The sequence below is a fragment of the Bacillus sp. A1 genome (assembly GCF_042296235.1).
Lineage (GTDB): Bacteria > Bacillota > Bacilli > Bacillales > Bacillaceae > Bacillus > Bacillus velezensis.
In genome coordinates, this window is record NZ_CP141181.1 from 1,293,910 (window position 1) to 1,313,844 (window position 19,935).

The window sequence follows — 19,935 nt, forward strand, 5'->3', positions numbered from 1 at the left end:
CGTTACGCGTTTTTCATAATAATGGTTTCAAGGTTATTGGCAACGCTTTGGCAAGAGTCGGCAATTTCCTCAAGCGTTTCGTAAATCTCGCGGTACTGAATCACTTTAATCGGATCGGTTTCTGTGCCGAACAGATTTTTTAATGATTTACGGTGCAGGTTATCACAGCTGTGCTCGTATTCCTTAATTTTAATGGCGTGAGGGTGAATGTCCTTCAATCGGTTTTCTGCAAGCAGCTCAATCGTGATTAAAATTTCCTTCGCGCACTCTCTGATGTATCCGCTGAACTTATCGATATGCTCATCGGAAGAAGTGATCGAGAAAATCTCCATCATTGCTGAAAAATGTTCGATTCCGTCAAGCACGTCATCGAGGCTGTTTGTCAGCTCAAGGATGTCTTCACGTTCAATGGGAGTGATAAAAGCTTTGTTCAGCTCTTTAATCATGACATGAACATGATTATCTCCTTTTGTTTCAAACTCTTTTAACGTATCGGCAAATTCCTTTAAAGTCGTCTGGTTCGTCACTTTAAAGTTGACAAAGTATTCTGCGGTTTCGTCTATGTTTTTTGCGATTTCTGTTAAAAGGAGTGAGAACTTATCTTTTTTTCTTTTTATCATTAAAAACCCTCCATTGTTTGAATGAGACAATGCACACATCAAATTATTATATAGCCTTTTGTCGAAAAAAAACAGATAAAGTCGAAAAAAACGCCTCTTGATTTTTTCGTAAAAACGTGTCTCATCCTGTTTTTCTTATGTTACCCACTTCGCCAAAAAAACGTAACATACTTCGAATTCAGACATCTTGCTTAAAAAGTATAACAAAAGATGTGAATTTGCTGTCAACTTTTGCACGTGATTTTGCCAGAAAAAAAACGGCTCCCGTAAAAGGAACCGTTTTTATCAGTTTTTTCTGCCGTTTTTCAGCCAAAAATAAAGCGGCAGCCCGGCGAGGCCGATCAAGAGGGACAGCGCGCAGCTCAGTGTATCTGTAATGATCGTGCTGATCAGCACAAACAGTGAACCCGCGATGGCCAAAACAGGAATGATCGGATACAAAGGCACGCTGTAGGCGCGCGGTTTTCCGCCGCTTTTTTTTCTGAGGATAAACACGGCGAAAAAGGCCATGACGTAAAAAATATAAATCATGAAAATAGAGATTTCAGACAGCTTATCGGGATTGCTGGCGATCATAAAAATAATGGCCAGCGCGATCTGAAATGACACGGCAATCCACGGGGTGCGGAACGTCGGATGAACCCGCGAAATCTGTCCGGCAAACGGCAGCTGTTTCCGTTCCGCCATCGCAAACGAGACACGCGGAAAAGCGAGAATCTTTCCGTTTAAACAGCCGAAGATGCTGACGATGATTCCGACGCTGATCAATTTTCCTCCGATGTCGCCAAACAGCATTCCGGCAGCGGTGCCGGTCGCATTTTCACCGAGTTTGACGATGTCGGTCGCAGGAAGAATGTGCAGCAGCGCAAAGTTAATGAAAAGATAAATGGCGGTGACGACCAGCAGTCCGCCCGTCATCGCTCTCGGGAGCAGCTTTTCCGGATTTTTCATCTCGCCGCCGAGTGCCGCAAGCAGAATCCAGCCGTCATAAGCAAACAAGGTGGCCAGTATGGCAGCGCCGAAATTCATGTCCGACATGCTGCTTGTAACGGCTGTGAAAATATGCTGATCGCCTTTCCAAAGGCCGAACACGATCATGCAGATAATCGGAATCAATTTGCCGACAGTCGTAATTCCCTGTACGATGCCGCCATATTTCGTTCCGATAATATTAATGATGCTTAAAAACAAAACGGCTGAAATCCCGATCAATTTAGACCAGCCGGAATCCCAATTGAACAAGTGCGCCATCAAAGATCCGAAATACAAGCCGATTGCTCCGATAATGGCCGGGCCGTAAATGATAATTTGAACCCATCCGCACAAAAAGCCCCAAAATTCGCCGTACACTTCTTCGAGATATGTATAAAGTCCGCCCGTTTTCGGAATCTGAGTGCCGATTTCCGCAACGGTCAATCCGCCTGCAAGCGTCAAAATACCTCCTAACAGCCACGCGATAAGCGCGGTTTTCGCATCACCGGAGTAGGCAAGCACGGCGCCTGGTTTCATAAATACGCCGGAACCGATGATGGTGCCGATAACAAGTGAGAGGGCGATGGTAAGGCCGATCTCTTTTTTAAGTCCGTTCTCTTCAATCTGCATATCCTTTCCCTCCAGATGTAAAATCGTCATGATGAAAAAACTATTTTCCATATTGTAAACCCTAATTGCTGAAACACGAATAAAATAAATTTTCTGATTTTGTTGTTTTCCCTAAAAGATAAAGGTTTCTGCTTTTGAGAAGGAAAAAATACCGTTTTAAAAGCGAACATTAATGGTTTTTTTATATCAAAGGTTCGTTATTTAGGGAGCGGCAGTCTGCAGACCGTCTGTGAAGCAGATGGGTTGACTTTACGATCCGGATAACATAAATTGTATATATAAATATCTCGAAATCGAGATAATTGACTGGAGGATAACATAATGAAAGTTAATGGAATACACCATGTATCAGCATTGACGGCTGATGCGCAGAAAAATTTAGATTTCTATCGGAACATCCTGGGACTGAAGCTTGTGAAAAAGTCCGTAAACCAAGATGAACCGACGATGTATCATTTGTTTTACGGTGATGAAACAGCCAATCCGGGATCTGAATTGACGTTTTTCGAGATTCCGCGGATTGCGCCGTTTCATGCGGGAACAAACAGTATTTCTTCAATCGGCCTGCGTGTCCCGGATGCACAAGCGCTCCAATATTGGAAAAAACGATTTGAAGAGCATCAGGTCTCTCACAGTGAGATCGTGAAAATAGCGGGCAGGGACACACTCGCTTTTCAGGATCATGAAGGACAGCGGCTTGTGCTGACAGCTGACGAAAAAGGAAAAGACATCGGTGAAGCGGTGAAGCAAAGCGGCATACCGGAAGAATATTCTTTCCGCGGTCTTGGTCCCGTTGAATTGACCGTCCCGTATGCAGAACCGACGCTGCGTGTGTTAACCGATGTGCTGGGCTTCACTGAAATCGGGAAAGAAACGCATGAAGACCGGGGCACGGTTACGGTACTCGAATCCGGAAACGGAGGCGCGCGTACAGAAGTCCATCTCATTGAAAGAAACGATCTTCCGCGCGAGCGTCCTGGAAAAGGCAGCGTGCACCATGTGGCCTTCCGCGTCCAGAATGAAGAGGAGCTTGCTTTATGGCACCGCATCATTACGAAAGAAGGTTTCAGCAACTCAGGCATTGTAGAGCGTTATTATTTCAAAGCGCTGTACTTCCGGGAGCCGAACGGAATTCTGTTTGAATTGTCAACGGACGGTCCGGGATTTATGGTTGATGAAAAACCTGAAGAGCTGGGCAAAACGGTTGCGCTCCCGCCTTATCTCGAACACCGCCGTTCTGAAATAGAAGCACGGCTGAAACCGATTCAGTAAATCAGAAATCATGACAGATGCCTCCCGGCTTGACGGGGGCATCTTTTTTTGCTTTTTTACCCGTTTTGTCATTCTTTTTACCTATTTGTAAACGGCAAAATAATTGTCTTTGTTTATTAATAAATTTTTCACATTTGGTTGTTACACTTGTTCAAAGTTAAACAAAAGGAGTGAAAACACAGGTGAAAATGAAAAAACGCGAGATAGACGCAGTCTTAATTCTCATTTTACTCGCTTCCGCATTCTTGAATATGTACAACATCTGGAATGACGATACGGTGAATCCTTATTACACCGCAGCGGTAACGAGTATGCTTCAAAGCTTTCATAATTTCTTTTACGCTTCATTTGACGCAGCCGGGTTTATCACGGTAGATAAACCGCCTGTTACATACCAGATTCAAACGATCAGCGCGTTGATATTCGGTATGCACGGGTGGAGCGTCATCCTGCCTCAGGCATTGGCGGGTGTAGGTTCAGTTCTATTCATGTACTTATTAATAAAGCCGACGTTCGGAAAAACGGCGGCGCGTATCGCCTCATTTGTCATGGCGTGTACACCGATCGCAGTAGCGGTCGCGCGGACGAACAATGTCGATGCTTTACTGGTCTTTTTCCTCTTGTTCGCCACATGGCTTCTCTTTAAAGCGATCAGAAAGGGCAGACTGATCTGGCTTTTGGCGGCATTTTTTGTCGTCGGAGCAGGCTTTAACACAAAAATGCTTCAGGCTTATATGATTTTGCCGGCCTTCTTGCTGTTCTATATGATTGCGGCAAACACCACGATTAAGAAAAAAATCATTTCATTGGTAAGCGCGTTAGCCGTTTTAGCAGCCGTTTCATTGTCATGGCCGCTCATTGTTGACAATATTCCTGCCAGCAAAAGGCCATATGTCGGAAGCAGCCAGACAAACTCCGTATTGGAATTGGCTTTCGGATATAACGGGATTCAGCGGCTGACAGGGCAAAGTTCCGGCGGCGGCCAGGGCGGGCCGGACGGAAACGCATCGAAAGAGATGTCTTCTTCCGGCGGTTCTTCACAAATGCAAAAACCGCCTGGCCAGTCTTCAAGCAGCAGTTCAGCAAGCGGAGACAAATCACAAAACGGCAGTATGACGGCACCTCCATCTAACGGGAAAATGCCAAGCGGCGGCGAAATGCCAAGCGGCGGTCAAGGAGGCCCTCCAAGCGGCGGAGATGGCGGCGGAGGCGGTCCCGGCGGCGGAGGAAAAAGCGGTACAGGCACCGGCTCGAAAATGCAATCAGGTTCAGGAATGTTCGGTACGGGAACCCCTGGTCCGCTGCGCCTTTTCCAAACGGAATTATCTGATCAGATCAGCTGGCTCCTGCCGTTTGCGATTTTTGGAATGGCCGGTTTATTGATCGCCGGGGTGAGAGAAAGAAGACGATTATCAGCAGAACAGAAGGAAACGATCTTTTGGGCAGCGTGGCTTGTGCCGATTGCCGGATTCTTCAGTGTCGCAGAATTTTTCCACCATTATTATCTCATTATGCTGGCGCCTCCGATCGCGGCACTTGTCGGTGCGGGATGGGTCGCCCTCGTTCATCTGTACCGCAAGCAGGCGGGATGGAAAACTTGGCTATTGCCGGCCGCTATTCTTGTGACAACCGGATTTGAGCTGTTTATCCTCAGAAACTACAATGATCAAATCGGCGCAGGCTGGAGCATCGGAGTAGGCGTTATCGGCGCAGTGGCTGCCATCGCTCTGTTCGTATTCAAACAGCGCCAAAAACCGCTCAGTTACTATGTTTCACTTGCAGCCCTTCTCGTCTTGATGGTCATGCCGATTTATTGGGCGAGCACACCGCTTCTGTACGGAGGCAACAGCTCATTGCCTGAAACAGGCCCTCAGCTCGCTTCAACAAGCGGAAAAGGCATGGGAATGGATAACGCATCTGTCAATACAAAACTGATCAACTATTTAGAGAAACACAACGCCGGAGCGGACTATCTATTTGCAACAACCGATTCCAACACTGCGGCGCCTTACATTATTAAAACGAAAAAAGCGGTCATGGCGATCGGCGGATACAGCGGGTCTGACCCGGCCATTACGCTGACTCAATTTAAAAAGCTCGTAAAAGAAGGGAAAGTAAAATACTTCTTAGCATCCGGAATGGGCAAAGGCGGAAATAACGATATTGTGCAGTGGGTTGAGAAAAACGGAAAGAAAGTATCTTCAGATAAATGGCAATCAAACACAGATCAGAAAACGAAAAATAGTGATGCAGCTGATACAAAAAGCAGCAAGACCTCAGGTGAAAACAGCCGAATGAGCGGCGGGCCGGGCGGAATGAATCAGTCAGCTTCACTATACGAACTTCAATCTGATGAATAGGAGGAAAAAACATGAGCAGACATATTCAATATTCAATAGTCGTCCCGGTTTATAACGAGGAACTCGTCATTCAGACAACCTATCAGCGTCTGAAAGAAGTGATGGATCAAACAAAAGAGCATTATGAATTGATCTTTGTCAATGATGGAAGCAAAGACCGCAGTATTGAGATTTTAAGAGAGCAAAGTCTGATTGATCCGAGAGTGAAAATTATTGATTTTTCCAGAAACTTCGGACATCAGATCGCGATCACAGCGGGTATGGATTATGCAGAGGGGAATGCAATCGCCGTCATTGACGCCGATTTGCAGGACCCTCCTGAATTAATCCTTGATATGATTGAGCAGTGGAAAGAAGGCTACGATGTGGTGTACGCCGTCAGAACGAAACGAAAGGGAGAAACCTTTTTCAAGAAACAGACGGCCTCTATGTTTTACCGGCTGCTGCGGAACGTGACTGATATTGATATTCCGCTCGACACCGGAGATTTCCGCCTGCTGGACAGAAAAGTCTGTGATGAGATGAAAAAATTAAAAGAAAAAAATCCTTTTGTCAGAGGGCTCGTCAGCTGGGTCGGCTTTAAGCAGACTGCTGTAGAATATGAACGAGATGAGCGGCTTGCGGGGGAAACGAAATACCCGCTTAAAAAAATGCTGAAGCTTTCCATGGACGGGATCACAACGTTCTCTCATAAACCGCTCAAGGCGGCAAGTTATGCGGGAATGATCATGTCCGGAGCGGGTTTTCTCTATATGTTTATCGTTTTATACATGAAGCTGTTTACGAACAGCACCATTACGGGCTGGTCCTCTCTGATTGTGATACAGCTGTTATTCAGCGGCATCGTTCTATTAATGCTCGGAATGATCGGCGAATATATCGGAAGGATTTATGACGAAGCAAAAGACCGTCCGCTCTATATCGTGCAAAAAGCGTACGGCATTAAAAACGAAAAGATTTATCGGGACCAGCATATGTCTTAACCGAAGCACCCTGTCCGGCCAGCGGACAGGGTGCTTTTATGTGAAATAAAAGCCGCGGGATGACAGAATGTCCCGCGGCTTTTTTTATTCATCTGCGGCCGGTCTGCGTGTGCAGAGAGCGCATGATCAGTCCGGTTCCCGAAAGGTTCAGTAAAATGCTTGCACTAAGCGTCATTCCCCAAGCAGCGTTTTGCTGAGGAAGCTGAATGCTCAGCTGCAGCAAGATCAGACCGGTAACGACCAGCAAAAGTCCGGTTTGTTTCATGTGTGTGTATCCTCCTTTGTACACTAAGTCATACGGCTGATCCAGGCCTAAAGTTTCATCCGTATATAAAAAATCCAAGGCGGCTGCCTTGGATTTTTGTTAAGAAGATGTTTCTTCTTTTTGAGTCAGTTTCATTTTTTTCGTCATTTCCTTGCCGTTTCTGATAATCTTCACGTCAACGGTGCTGCCGACTTTCGTATTCTTGTAGAGAATATTGCGAAGTTCGCTGCCCGTGTCGGTTTCTTTCCCTTTTAAGCTGATAATGATGTCTTCTGCTTTTAATCCGGCTTTGGCTGCAGGTGAGCCCTGCGCCACTTCGCGAATATAAACGCCTTTATTCAGCTGTTTGCCGAAAAGCCCGAGTGTGCCTTCCTGATAGTTTTGCGGCACTTGTTCCAAGTCGATCATGCTCACGCCGATATAAGGGCGCTCTACCTGTCCTTTCGTGAGAAGCTCTTCGGCGATCGGTTTTACATCGTTGCTCGGGATGGCAAAGCCGATGCCTTCTACATCACTTTCGCTGATTTTCATGCTGTTGATGCCGATGATTTTGCCGTCTGTATTCAAGAGCGGTCCGCCGCTGTTTCCGGGATTGATGGCGGCATCGGTTTGGATGACGTTGATGCTTGACTCACCGGCTGACGTAGAGATCGAGACGGTTCTGTTTAAGCCGCTCACGATGCCCTGTGTGACGGTGCGGGAAAGGTCTTTTCCGAGCGGATCACCGATGGCGATGACGGATTCACCCGTTCTGAGAGCGGATGAGCTGCCGAAGCTTGCCGTTTTTGTCACGTGTTTATCACTGATTTCTAAAACGGCCAAGTCTGTCAGAGAGTCGCTGCCGACGAGTTTAGCTGTTACATCGGTGCCGTCATATAATGACACTTTAAGGGAAGAGGCGCCTTCGACCACGTGGTTATTCGTAATGATATACGCTTTGCCGTTTGCTTTCTTAAAAATAACGCCTGAACCCGATCCCGTTTCCGCATCTTCACCCGATGAATTTGAGTTTGAATCTGAGCTTGATCCGAATCCGAATAAATCGGAACTGCTTTGCTGCTTCTGCAGATTGGTGATTCCGACGATCGCCGGTGAAATGTCTTCCACCATATTCGAAATGCTGCTTGAATTTGCCGATGAGCTGTTTGCCGATTTGCTGCTGCCGGAATCAGAAGATGTCTGCTTGGCGGTTACCGATGACGTTTCCTGAGCGGGAGCCGTATTGGAAGTATCTTGAGTCTGATGGTCTCCAAGCGGCGTAAATGTATAGATGCCGAGGGCGAGCCCTCCGCCGATCACTCCGCCGAGAAGCGGTCTGAACCAGCCGAAGCTTCGTTTTTTCTTGTCCTCGTCCGACGCGGAATATCTGGCCGGCTGCGGGTTTTCTTTTACTAAAAGGACTTCCTGTTCTTTTTGGTCTGTCCGATTTTCATCACGATAGTTATCCATCATGTTCACTCCGTTTCTCTATTTTCATCATAGCATGATTTGCCTATTATTACTGACTCCATCTTAAACAAAAAGTGTGGGATAATAATGAAAAGATTGTGGGAAATTGTGAAAAAGGCGTAATCGGACGGAGGCGCTTTATATTGACAATTTCCATCGGATTTGAAATAATAAATGAGATATTATGTTCAATCCTTCACATGAAAAGATATGAAAAATTCTGTCAAGCTAATGGGGGAAATCTGTTAGCTTTTTCACTTTGTTAAATAGTCAGAAAGGAGTTGTCAAATGAAAGAAAAACATCATTGGATTATTTCTCTGCTCGCTGTGCTGGCGGTCGGGCCGGGGCTGATGTCGAATACCGCACTTTCGGCTGTCCAAAGCCTTGTCCGGCAGACGGTCGGCGGGGAAAACTTTGACTCTTTTCATCCGATTATTATCGGTAATATGGCATTTGCCTTATTCGTGCCGGCGGGGCCGTATTTAAGAAAAAGATTCGGCTCCCGGCCTGTCTATATGATTTCGATGGCCGCGGGTGTCATCGGAGCGCTCCTTGCTGCTGTGACAAATGATATTTATCCGCTCGCCGCGGGCCGTTTTTTACAGGGAGCTGCGGCGGGCACTATGCTGATGATTATGATCCCGATGCTGGTGCTTTCGTTTCCGATTGAGCGCCGGAATTACGCATTATTTGTGTTAATCGGCGGATTTTACGGGTCCGTCATTATGGGGACCGTTTTAGGCACGGCGGCGGCAAGCGCCGGCCATTGGCATTGGCTGTTCGGCATTTTTGGCCTGCTGTCTTTTTTCGGCCTCATTTTCAGTTATATGTGGCTGCGGGATGACGCTCATAAAAATGCTGAAAAATCTCCATTTGACGGCATCGGTTTTCTGTTAGCGGGTGTATCAGCCGTGCTGACCGCCTATACATTTATTCATCTGCCGAAATGGGGCTTTTCATCATGGCAGACATTGGCGGGATTTGGAGGAAGCATCGTCATTCTTCTGATCTTGCTGATCATGCAGTACAGAAACGAACATGCGCTGATTTCGATTAAACTTATGCTGATTCCAAAGCCGATTCTGGGTGTTTTCATGATCGCTGCGGGCAGTATTTCCATAGCGGTCAGTCTTTCTGCATTTCACGGGGAGCTTCAGACCGCATATCATATGTCACAAACTCAACTGATATTCCTATATGCGAGCCTTTTGGGAGGCGTGGCCATCGCCGCTGTCATCAGTGCATTAGCATATGATAAAGTCGGTCCGGGCATGCTCGGCATAACAGGCTCTGTTATACTGGTGTTCGTGAATTTCCAATGGATAACGACAGATCATCATATACCGCTTATTCTATTTGCGGGGCTTTTCGTGATGCTGGCGGCCGGGACAGGGCTTATTGTGGCAGCCGGACTGATGGGAGCCGCGTTAGGCGGACCGCTTCCGGAACTGGTGAAACGCATGACGGCAGTTCAGTTTTTAAGGCTGTTCATTTATATGGGCGCACCTGTTTTAATAGGGTATTTTACGAAAAGAGATGTTTCCGGCATGCTTCGGGGCGCGCGCGGCACACAATCGCCGCATGACCTGCTGATGGGAACATACAGCGATTTGTTTCTTATTGCTTTCATCTTAAGCTTGCTTTTAGTGTGTTTATCATTTGTCATGAATGCGACCGGCATGGGACATAAGCTGGCGCATAAACCGCATGCCGTCCGTAAGCAGGCGGCTGAAGAGCCTTCGCCGCAGGCTCCTGAACCGATCAGGCATCAGGTCATTCCCGATCGTGAATACAGAAGTGCGGTCAGACAGTTTCAGCGTCATCATATAAGCAAAAACGGTATGTAACTTTTTCTATCAGCAAACCCTTTTCCCGGTGAAAAGGGTTTGTTTTTTCCCATAATAGCAGAATGGTATATTGCATGTTTCATCCTTTTTTAATATAATTTGTTAGAATATTCATAATTTAATATCGAAATTTTAAGTAAAAAAGGAGGCATTACATGAAACTGTATCTATCTGTGGATATGGAAGGGATTTCCGGACTGCCTGATGAAACATTTGTCAATTCCCGCATGCACAATTATGAGCGCGGCAGAGTTCTGATGACCGAAGAAGCAAACTGGTGCATCGCAGAAGCGTTTAATAACGGATGCACGGAAGTGACCGTGAATGACAGCCACTCAAAGATGAATAATCTGCTCGCGGAAAAACTTCACCCTGAGGCAGAGCTGATTACGGGGGATGTCAAGCCGTTTTCCATGATGCAGGGGCTTGATGAATCGTATTCAGGTGTGATGTTTATCGGCTATCATGCGAGAGCGTCGATGCCGGGCGTCATGTCGCACAGCATGATATTCGGCGTCCGCCACTTTTACATAAATGATAAGCCGGTCGGTGAACTGGGGTTAAATGCCTATCTCGCCGGATTTTACGATGTCCCGGTCATCATGGCTGCCGGAGATGATTGCGCCGCAAAAGAAGCGGAGGAGCTGATCCCGAATGTGACGACTGCCGCCGTCAAACAAACCATTTCAAGAACCGCGGTCAAATGCCTGTCCCCTCAAAAAGCCGGACGGCTCCTGACGGAAAAAACAGCCTATGCGCTCAAAAATAAAGATAAGGTCAAACCGCTGACTCCGCCTGAAAGACCTGTATTAGGCATTGAATTTGCCAACTACGGACAGGCTGAATGGGCCCATTTAATGCCGGGCACAGAAATCATCCCGGGAACGACAATCGTTCAATTTCAGGCAAAAGACATGCCGGAAGCCTATCAGGCCATGCTCGTCATGACAGAACTCGCCATGAGAACAACATTCTGTTAAAGGGGTGAACGGCATTGCTGCGGTATTTTATCAAACGTTTTATCGCCATGATTATGACCGTCCTCGTCATCACCACTCTGACATTTGTCATGATGAAAGTGATACCCGGCTCGCCTTTTAACGAAGAGCGGGGCACAAACGAAGCGGTCCAGCGAAATCTCGAATCCTACTACCATCTGAACGAACCTCTTATCACTCAATACGCCATCTATCTAAAATCCATTCTTACCTTTGATTTCGGTCCTTCAATTAAAAAACCGTCAGACAGTGTAAACGCCATGCTTGAACGCGGGTTTCCGGTCTCATTTGAGCTTGGGATAACGGCGATCATCATCGCTGTTATTTCCGGGCTCGCGCTCGGCATAATGGCCGCTCTCAGGCGCGGCGGCTTTCTCGATTATGCGGCCATGAGCCTTGCGGTGCTCGGGATTTCTATTCCGAATTTTATTATGGCTACGCTGCTGATTCAGCAATTTGCGGTTCATCTGAAATGGTTTCCGGCAGCTACCTGGACGAGTCCCGTTCACATGGTCCTGCCGACTGTTGCGCTTGCCGTCGGTCCCATGGCCATTATCGCGAGGCTGACAAGATCGAGCATGGCCGAAGTGCTGACTCAGGATTACATCCGCACGGCAAAAGCAAAGGGGCTTTCTCCCGTCAAAATTGTGATCAAACACGCATTAAAAAACGCTCTTATGCCTGTTGTGACAGTACTCGGGACGCTTGCCGCAAGTATTTTAACGGGCAGTTTCGTCATCGAGAAAATTTTTGCCATACCGGGAATGGGCAAATATTTCGTAGAAAGCATCAATCAGCGTGATTACCCGGTCATCATGGGAACGACCGTATTTTACAGTGTGATTCTGATCGTCCTGCTGTTTCTGGTTGATTTGGCATACGGCCTGTTAGACCCGCGCATAAAACTTCATAAGAAAGGGTGATCCTGATGAATCTCCCGCAAGAAACGGTAAAACACACAGAAGTGCCTGATGACTGGTTTCAGCCGGGCGCGGAAAGAAAGGGTGAAACCGAGTCGGTCAAGCGTCCGAGCCTGTCTTACACTCAGGATGCGTGGCGGCGGCTTAAAAAGAACAAATTGGCGATGGCCGGGCTTGTGATTTTATGCTGCCTGTTTCTATCGGCTGTGTTCGGTCCGCTGATATCACCGCACAGCGTGACAAGGCAGACGCTCGCCGAGCAGAATCTTCCGCCGTCTTTTTCACACTGGTTCGGAACCGATGAACTTGGCCGGGACGTGTTTACAAGAACGTGGTACGGAGCGAGGATCTCTTTATTTGTCGGTGTGATGGCGGCGCTGATCGACTTTTTGATCGGCGTTATCTACGGAGGCGTCGCCGGATACAAAGGGGGCCGGACAGACAGCGCCATGATGAGAATCATCGAGGTTCTCTACGGATTGCCGTACCTGCTCGTTGTCATTTTGTTAATGGTGCTGATGGGGCCGGGGCTCAGTTCCATTATCGTCGCTCTGACCGTGACGGGATGGGTCGGCATGGCGCGGATTGTCAGAGGGCAGGTGCTGAGGATGAAGCATGATGAACACGTATTGGCTTCGAAAACGTTTGGAGCGAAAACATTTCGGATCATCAAGAAAAATCTGCTGCCGAATACGATGGGAGCCATTATTGTCCAAATGACGCTTACGGTGCCGGCGGCGATTTTTGCGGAATCATTTTTAAGTTTTCTCGGACTCGGCATTCAGGCGCCGTTTGCAAGCTGGGGCGTCATGGCAAACGACGGGCTGCCGGCGATTTTATCAGGCCATTGGTGGCGGCTGTTTTTTCCCGCTTTTTTCATTTCCTTAACGATGTACGCGTTTAACGTACTTGGAGACGGCTTGCAGGACGCGTTAGACCCGAAACTGAGGAGGTAGGAAAAATGGCGCAGCAAGTTCTTTCCGTTCAAAATCTGCATGTTACTTTTTCAACATACGGAGGCACTGTAAAAGCCGTCAGAGGCGTCAGCTTCGATTTATATAAAGGTGAAACGTTTGCGATCGTCGGTGAATCGGGCTGCGGAAAAAGCGTGACGTCACAAGCCGTGATGGGCCTTCTTCCGAAACATTCGGCAAAGATTGAATCCGGAAGCATACAATTTAAACAGAAAGACCTTTGCCAAATGTCGGATCGGGAAATGCGGGGAATCCGGGGGCGCGATATTTCTATGATCTTTCAGGACCCGATGACGGCGCTCAATCCGACTTTGACCATAGGGAATCAGCTCTCAGAAGCGCTGTTGGAACACCGCGCCATGACAAGAAAACAAGCTGAATCCGAAGTTCTCGCCATGCTGGATCTGGTCGGGATTCCTGATTCGAAATCCCGCCTGAAGCAGTACCCCCACCAATTAAGCGGGGGCATGCGGCAGCGGATCGTGATCGCGATGGCTCTGATCTGCGAGCCGGAAATTATGATCGCCGATGAACCGACAACGGCTCTTGATGTGACGATTCAAGCACAAATCCTTGAATTATTTAAGAAGATTCAAAGAAAAACAGGCGTGTCTATTATTCTGATCACGCACGATCTCGGCGTCGTCGCTCAGACCGCCGACAGAGTCGCCGTCATGTATGCGGGGAAAATCGCCGAAATCGGCACGAGGCATGATATTTTTTACCGTCCGGCTCATCCATACACAAAGGGGCTGCTTCGTTCAGTGCCGCGGCTGGATATGGAGGATATTGAGCTGTCGCCGATTGACGGGACGCCGCCTGATTTATTCGATCCGCCGCCGGGCTGCCCGTTTGCCGCCCGCTGCCCGGACAGGATGATCGTCTGTGAAAAGGTATACCCGGCAGCAACCGTGAAATCCAAAAGCCATATCGTCAACTGCTGGCTTCAGGATCACCGTGCAGAGCGGCTGAAGCAGCAGCTGACGGCAGCAGAGGAAAAAGGGGGATTGAAATGAAAAAGAGATGGGCGATCGGTGTGATTGCTGTTGTTTCGTTTGCTCTGATGGGCTGTACAGCCAATGAACAGGCGGGGACAGAACCCGGCAAAGCAAAAGAACAGGGGGGTGAAACGGTGCTGCGGCTCAATAACGAAAATGAGCCGACCTCACTTGATCCGCCGATCGGATTTAATAATGTTTCCTGGCAGCCGCTGAATAACATCATGGAAGGATTGACGAGGCTCGGAAAAGATAATAAACCCGAACCGGCCATGGCGGAAAGCTGGAAGGTGTCCGCTGATAAGCTGACATATACCTTCAATATCCGTGATAACGCCGAATGGACAAATGGCGATCCCGTTACGGCGGAAGACTTCGTGTACGCCTGGAAACGGATGCTCGATCCGAAAACGGGCGCATCTTCCGCATTTCTCGGCTATATGATCAAAGGCGGGGAGGAATTTAACAGCGGAAAAGGCAAAAGAGAAGACGTGAAAATCACGGCAAAAGATAAAAAAACGCTTGTCGTCACATTGGCGGCACCGCAGGATTATTTTCTGAGCGTCGTGTCCAATCCGGCGTATTTCCCGATTAATGAGAAAGTCGCCAAGGCTGATCCGAAATGGTTCACTGAAGCAAAAACCTTTGTCGGCAACGGGCCGTTCAAACTGACGGAATGGAAGCATGACGACAGCATGACGATGGTCAAAAACGAGACGTATTGGGATAAAAAGACGGTGAAACTGGATAAAGTCACATGGGCGATGGTCAGTGACCGGAATACCGACTATCAGATGTTCCAGTCGGGGGATTTGGATACCGCCTTTGTGCCGGCAGAGCTGAGCGAGCAGCTGATGGGAGGAAAAAATGTCCGCACGTGGGATCAGGCCGGACTCTATTTCTATCGTTTTAACGTAAAAATGGAGCCGTTTCAAAATGAGAAGATCAGAAAAGCGTTCGCGGCAGCGATTGATCAGAAAGAAATCACGGATTATGTGACCAAAAACAGTGAAAAGCCGGCACATGCCTTTGTATCCCCGGGATTTACTCAGCCTGACGGGAAAGATTTCCGCGAAGCGGGCGGCAGTTTATTAAATCCGGATGAGTCAGAAGCCAAAAAACTGCTGGAAAAAGGCATGGCGGAAGAGCATTATGACAAGCTGCCCGCCGTTACATTGACATACAGCACAAAACCGGAGCATAAGAAAATAGCGGAAGCGGTTCAGCAGAAGCTCAAAAGTGTGCTCGGTATAGACGTTAAGCTCGCCAATATGGAATGGAACGTCTTTTTAGAAGAGCAGAAAGGACTGAAGTTCCAGTTCTCTCAAAGCTCATTTTTACCGGATTACGCAGATCCGATCAGTTTTCTTGAGGCTTTCCAAACGGATAATTCCATGAACCGCACCGGATGGGGCAGCGCGGCATACGACGGCTGCATCAAGCAGGCAAAACAGGAGGCCGATGCCAAAAAACGTTTTGCGCTCATGCATAAAGCGGAAAAGCTGCTCATGAATGAGGCTCCGATCATTCCGATTTACTTTTACAATCAGGTGCATCTGCAGAACAGCGGCGTGAAGGGCATTGTCCGGCACCCCGTCGGTTACATTGATCTGAAATGGGCGGAAAAGTCCTGATCTTACAGCGGAAACATATGCCGCTCTTTATCCATTAAAGGAGCGGCGTGTTTCACTTTTCAATCCGGAAAGGAGATTGAAAAAGTTATGAACCATAAACCGAAAGCACTGCAAAAAGGCGACACGGTCGGTGTGATTGCGCCCGCAAGCCCGCCTGAGAGCGGGACGCTGCAAACCGCGCTGCTGTTTTTAGAGAATGAGCTTGGCCTTCATGTGAAACTCGGCCGGGCGCTGAAGACCCGTCACGGCTATTTGGCGGGAGAGGACCGGGCGCGTCTCGATGATCTCCATGACATGTTTAGTGATCAGAATGTCAAAGCGGTGATATGCGCGTGCGGAGGATTCGGCACGGGTCGCATTGCCGCCGACATCGATTTCCGCTTAATCCGCCGCAATCCGAAAATTTTCTGGGGGTACAGTGATATTACGTTTTTACATACCGCCATTCATCAAAATACGGGGCTCGTCACATTTCACGGCCCGATGCTGAGCACGGATGTCGGGCTTGAAGACGCTGATCCCCTGACAAAAGCGTCGTATCATCAGCTTTTTACAGAAACGGAATTCACCTATACGGAGGACATTTCTCCCTTAGAGGTGCTGACAGGCGGAAGGGCCGAGGGAGAGCTTGTGGGCGGCAATCTGTCGCTCATTACGTCCACGCTCGGCACGCCGTTTGAAATCGATACGAAAGACAAATTGCTGTTTATCGAGGATATTGATGAGGAGCCGTATCAAATCGACAAAATGCTGAATCAATTAAAGATGGCAGGAAAACTGTCAGATGCAGCCGGAATCCTGGTCTGTGACTTTCACCAATGCGAACCGAAAAACAAAGAAAAGTCCCTTACCTTAGAGCAAGTGCTGAATGATTACATTGTCAAATCAGGGAAGCCCGCGCTTAAAGGCTTTAAAATCGGCCATTGTTCACCGAGCTTCGCCGTTCCGATCGGAGTCCGCGCGGTTATGGATACGGCGGCCAAAGCGGTAACGATTGAATCGGGGGTTTCCGGAAGGGAGTGATCAGGCGTGAAGATTACAGATATTAAAACGGGACGGATGTCCGTGCCGCTGAAAAAGCCGTTTAAGACCGCTTTGCGCACGGTTTACAATGCTGAATCGGTCATTGTGAAGCTCACTTTTGACAACGGTCTGACCGGCTGGGGGGAGGCGCCGCCGACGGTTGTCATTACAGGCGACAGCACGGCCGGTATTGAAAGCGCCGTCCACGATGTGCTGAAGCCCGTTCTCTTGGGGCGGAGCCTTTTCGGCACGGAAGCTGTTCTGTATGATATCAGCCGGCTGTTGGAAAGAAATCAAAGCGCAAAAGCCGCGGTGGATATGGCTGTATATGACGGATGGGCGCAAATGCACGGACAGCCGCTTTACCGGCTTCTCGGAGGCTATCGGAATACACTGGAAACAGATTTTACCGTCAGCGTCAATAATCCTGAGGAGATGGCGGGGGATGCAGACCGTTATGTGAACAAAGGATTTCATATTTTAAAAATAAAAGTCGGCATAGGTGACATATCGGACGATGTTGCCCGGATTCAGGCGATCAGATCACGTGTCGGCGGAAACGTCAAACTGAGATTGGACGCCAACCAAGGCTGGACGCCGAAAGAAGCCGTGACTGCGATCCGAAAGATGGAAGACGCCGGCCTGGGCATTGAGCTGGTCGAGCAGCCTGTTCATAAAGACGATATCGCCGGGCTGAAGCAGGTCACAGATGCCGTAGACACGCCGATTATGGCGGATGAGAGCGTCTTTACCCCCCGTCAGGCCTTTCACGTGCTGCAGACGAGAAGCGCCGATTTAATCAATATTAAGCTGATGAAAGCGGGCGGCATAAAGCAGGCGGAAACAATCAATGCGATGGCCGAAACGTGCGGCGTGGAATGCATGGTCGGCAGCATGATTGAGACCAAGCTCGGCATCACCGCCGCGGCTCATTTTGCCGCGGGCAAACGGAATGTGACAAGGTTTGATTTTGATGCGCCGCTTATGCTGAAAGATGATTTGATTCAAGGCGGCATCACATACAGCGGCAGTCAGATTACGATTCCCGATGAACCGGGTCTCGGCATTACCGGTGTGTCGATACAAGAGGAGGCGAAAGGATGAGAGCAGCCGTTACAGCGGCGGCAGTCAACGTATGGACGCTGCCGTCATCTCCCCGTTCGGATGATGCGCCGATGCTTGAAAACCCGCCGCAGATCAGAAAATGGTTAGTGTCTATGGGATATAAAGAGCGGCTGCAATTATGCACAGACAACCTTGTCCAAACGCAAGCGCTTTTCGGAGAAGAAGTGATCATTCTCAAAGAGGAAGGGGAATGGGCTTTTGTCGCCGTTCCCGGCCAGCCTTCAAACAAGGACGCGCGCGGATATCCGGGCTGGATGAAAAAAAACCAGCTTTCAAAAGACGGCTTTCATACATCTTCCCCCGCCGTATGGATTACCAAACCGACAGCTTTTTTATATCACACAAACGGCGAACCGGACTTGGAAGTAAGTTTCTTAACGCGTCTTCCGGCTCCAGGACGTGAAAAAGGTTTTTTCCGGGTGGTGACGCCGCTCGGAGAACGGTTCGTAAATGAAGCTGACGCAGACGAGTGCCGGCATACGAAAGGACGGGCGGCCGATGTCATCGAAACGGGCATGATGTTTCTCGGGCTTCCGTATTTATGGGGAGGACTGAGCGGTTTCGGGTTTGACTGTTCCGGGTTTATGTATTCGATATTTAAAGCAAACGGCTATACCCTTCCCCGTGATGCAAAGGACCAAGCAAAAGCCGGATGCGGCGCGGCGGTAAACGATATCCGGCCGGCTGACCTTTTGTTTTTCGCCTATGAAGAAGGAAAAGGCGCGATCCACCATGTCGGTTTGGCGCTGGGAGACGGCCGAATGCTGCACTCCCCGAAAACGGGAAAAACAATCGAAGTGCTGTCTTTGGAAGGAACCGTCTATCAAAAAGAATTATGCACCGTACGCCGCTGTATAAGCGAAAAGGGGGAATAGAAAATGACGGCATCTCCGCTCCTTGAAGTCAGCGGGCTGAAAATGCATTTTGACGCAGGAAGAAAGAAAGCCGTAAAAGCAGTCGACGGTGTCAGTTTTCACATTAAAAGAGGGGAAACATTCGGACTTGTCGGAGAATCGGGATGCGGTAAATCGACGCTCGGAAGAGTTATTCTCCGTCTGTATGACCCGACGGCCGGTTCGGTATCATATGAAGGGACGGATATACACCGTGCCGCGGCAGAACAGCGGTCTGTCTTCTTCCGCAAGCTGCAGATGATTTTCCAAGACCCTTACGCCTCGTTAAATCCGCGCCTGACCGTAAGGGAAATTATTATGGAGCCGATGGAAATCCACAATCTTTACAATACAAGAAAAGCCCGTCTGATGATGGCGGATGAACTGCTTGAAGCTGTCGGGCTCCATCCGGATTTCGGCAGCCGGTATCCTCACGAATTCAGCGGCGGACAGAGGCAGAGAATCGGGATTGCCAGAGCGCTCTCTCTGCATCCCGAATTTATCGTGGCGGATGAGCCGATTTCCGCGCTGGATGTGTCGGTACAGGCTCAGGTCGTCAACCTTTTAAAAAGGCTTCAGAAAGAGAAAGGGCTGACATTTTTATTTATCGCCCACGATTTATCAATGGTCAAGCATATCAGCGACCGGATCGGCGTGATGTATTTGGGCCGCATGATGGAAATTACAGAAAGCGCTGCGCTTTACCGGGAACCGCTTCACCCTTATACGAAGGCGCTTTTATCCTCAATCCCGATTCCTGATCCGCTTCTTGAGGACAAGCGTGAACGGATTATTCTGAAAGGGGAGCTGCCGAGCCCCCTTAACCCGCCGAGCGGCTGTGTATTCAGGACGCGGTGTCCTGAAGCGATGGAGCCCTGCGGTAAGATAACGCCTGAGCTTGAAGAAGTGAAGGCGGGGCGTTTTGTCGCCTGCCATTTATACAAAAAAGAAAGCTGACAATATAAAGTCAG

General features: G+C 48.7%; 17 protein-coding genes. 13 read left to right on the forward strand and 4 right to left on the reverse strand.

Translation table 11 applies throughout. The annotated features are described in order from the left end of the window. Positions 1-2: 2 nt before the first annotated feature. On the reverse strand, positions 3-620 hold the full coding sequence (locus tag U2H13_RS06805) for a DUF47 domain-containing protein (RefSeq protein WP_003154804.1): 618 nt from the start codon (positions 618-620) through the stop codon (positions 3-5). A gap of 285 nt (positions 621-905) precedes the next feature. Then, on the reverse strand, positions 906-2,222 hold the full coding sequence (locus tag U2H13_RS06810) for an APC family permease (protein ID WP_007610842.1): 1,317 nt from the start codon (positions 2,220-2,222) through the stop codon (positions 906-908). 321 nt (positions 2,223-2,543) lie between these two features. Here U2H13_RS06810 and U2H13_RS06815 point away from each other — a divergent pair, with 321 nt between their 5' ends. The 3 genes from U2H13_RS06815 (at position 2,544) to U2H13_RS06825 (ending at position 6,837) form a co-directional block, all read left to right on the forward strand. Continuing rightward, a complete protein-coding gene (locus U2H13_RS06815; protein WP_007610844.1) occupies positions 2,544-3,494 on the forward strand; it encodes a ring-cleaving dioxygenase in 951 nt (316 codons plus the stop codon). Between the two features lie 182 nt (positions 3,495-3,676). After that, entirely contained in the window at positions 3,677-5,854 is a 2,178-nt protein-coding gene (locus U2H13_RS06820) for a glycosyltransferase family 39 protein (RefSeq protein WP_103526957.1), read from the forward strand. An 11-nt stretch (positions 5,855-5,865) separates the two neighbouring features. Beyond that, entirely contained in the window at positions 5,866-6,837 is a 972-nt protein-coding gene (locus U2H13_RS06825) for a glycosyltransferase family 2 protein (RefSeq protein ID WP_014417531.1), read from the forward strand. 88 nt (positions 6,838-6,925) lie between these two features. Here the strand turns inward: U2H13_RS06825 and U2H13_RS06830 are convergent, their stop codons facing one another. Then, positions 6,926-7,102 (reverse strand): hypothetical protein, encoded by a 177-nt coding sequence (locus U2H13_RS06830; protein WP_164906833.1) that lies wholly within the window; start codon positions 7,100-7,102, stop codon positions 6,926-6,928. A 99-nt stretch (positions 7,103-7,201) separates the two neighbouring features. After that, positions 7,202-8,551: a S1C family serine protease gene (locus tag U2H13_RS06835; protein ID WP_021493818.1), complete on the reverse strand. Its 1,350-nt coding sequence runs from the start codon at positions 8,549-8,551 to the stop codon at positions 7,202-7,204. Between the two features lie 288 nt (positions 8,552-8,839). Here U2H13_RS06835 and U2H13_RS06840 point away from each other — a divergent pair, with 288 nt between their 5' ends. The 10 genes from U2H13_RS06840 (at position 8,840) to U2H13_RS06885 (ending at position 19,921) form a co-directional block, all read left to right on the forward strand. After that, the gene (locus U2H13_RS06840) at positions 8,840-10,399 is read left to right on the forward strand and encodes an MFS transporter (protein WP_022553466.1); all 1,560 of its coding nucleotides are present in this window, start codon (positions 8,840-8,842) and stop codon (positions 10,397-10,399) included. Between the two features lie 155 nt (positions 10,400-10,554). Then, positions 10,555-11,379: a M55 family metallopeptidase gene (locus U2H13_RS06845; protein ID WP_007407248.1), complete on the forward strand. Its 825-nt coding sequence runs from the start codon at positions 10,555-10,557 to the stop codon at positions 11,377-11,379. 14 nt (positions 11,380-11,393) lie between these two features. Further along, complete coding sequence (locus U2H13_RS06850) at positions 11,394-12,320, forward strand: ABC transporter permease (RefSeq protein WP_007610853.1); 927 nt, start codon at positions 11,394-11,396, stop codon at positions 12,318-12,320. 5 nt (positions 12,321-12,325) lie between these two features. After that, entirely contained in the window at positions 12,326-13,273 is a 948-nt protein-coding gene (locus U2H13_RS06855; protein ID WP_017417615.1) for an ABC transporter permease, read from the forward strand. A 5-nt stretch (positions 13,274-13,278) separates the two neighbouring features. Next, the gene (locus U2H13_RS06860) at positions 13,279-14,307 is read left to right on the forward strand and encodes an ABC transporter ATP-binding protein (protein ID WP_376700747.1); all 1,029 of its coding nucleotides are present in this window, start codon (positions 13,279-13,281) and stop codon (positions 14,305-14,307) included. Further along, the gene (locus U2H13_RS06865) at positions 14,304-15,923 is read left to right on the forward strand and encodes a peptide ABC transporter substrate-binding protein (protein WP_110124665.1); all 1,620 of its coding nucleotides are present in this window, start codon (positions 14,304-14,306) and stop codon (positions 15,921-15,923) included. The genes U2H13_RS06860 and U2H13_RS06865 overlap by 4 nt, the downstream gene beginning before the upstream one ends. 87 nt (positions 15,924-16,010) lie before the next feature. Beyond that, positions 16,011-16,946: an LD-carboxypeptidase gene (locus U2H13_RS06870; protein ID WP_376700748.1), complete on the forward strand. Its 936-nt coding sequence runs from the start codon at positions 16,011-16,013 to the stop codon at positions 16,944-16,946. Between the two features lie 6 nt (positions 16,947-16,952). Continuing rightward, positions 16,953-18,050, forward strand: coding sequence for a mandelate racemase/muconate lactonizing enzyme family protein (locus tag U2H13_RS06875; protein WP_376700749.1), 1,098 nt, complete (start codon positions 16,953-16,955; stop codon positions 18,048-18,050). Continuing rightward, positions 18,047-18,946, forward strand: a complete 900-nt coding sequence (locus U2H13_RS06880) for a C40 family peptidase (protein ID WP_100261730.1) — start codon at positions 18,047-18,049, stop codon at positions 18,944-18,946. The genes U2H13_RS06875 and U2H13_RS06880 overlap by 4 nt, the downstream gene beginning before the upstream one ends. 3 nt (positions 18,947-18,949) lie before the next feature. Continuing rightward, positions 18,950-19,921 (forward strand): ABC transporter ATP-binding protein, encoded by a 972-nt coding sequence (locus tag U2H13_RS06885; RefSeq protein ID WP_100261731.1) that lies wholly within the window; start codon positions 18,950-18,952, stop codon positions 19,919-19,921. The last annotated feature ends 14 nt before the right edge of the window (positions 19,922-19,935 follow it).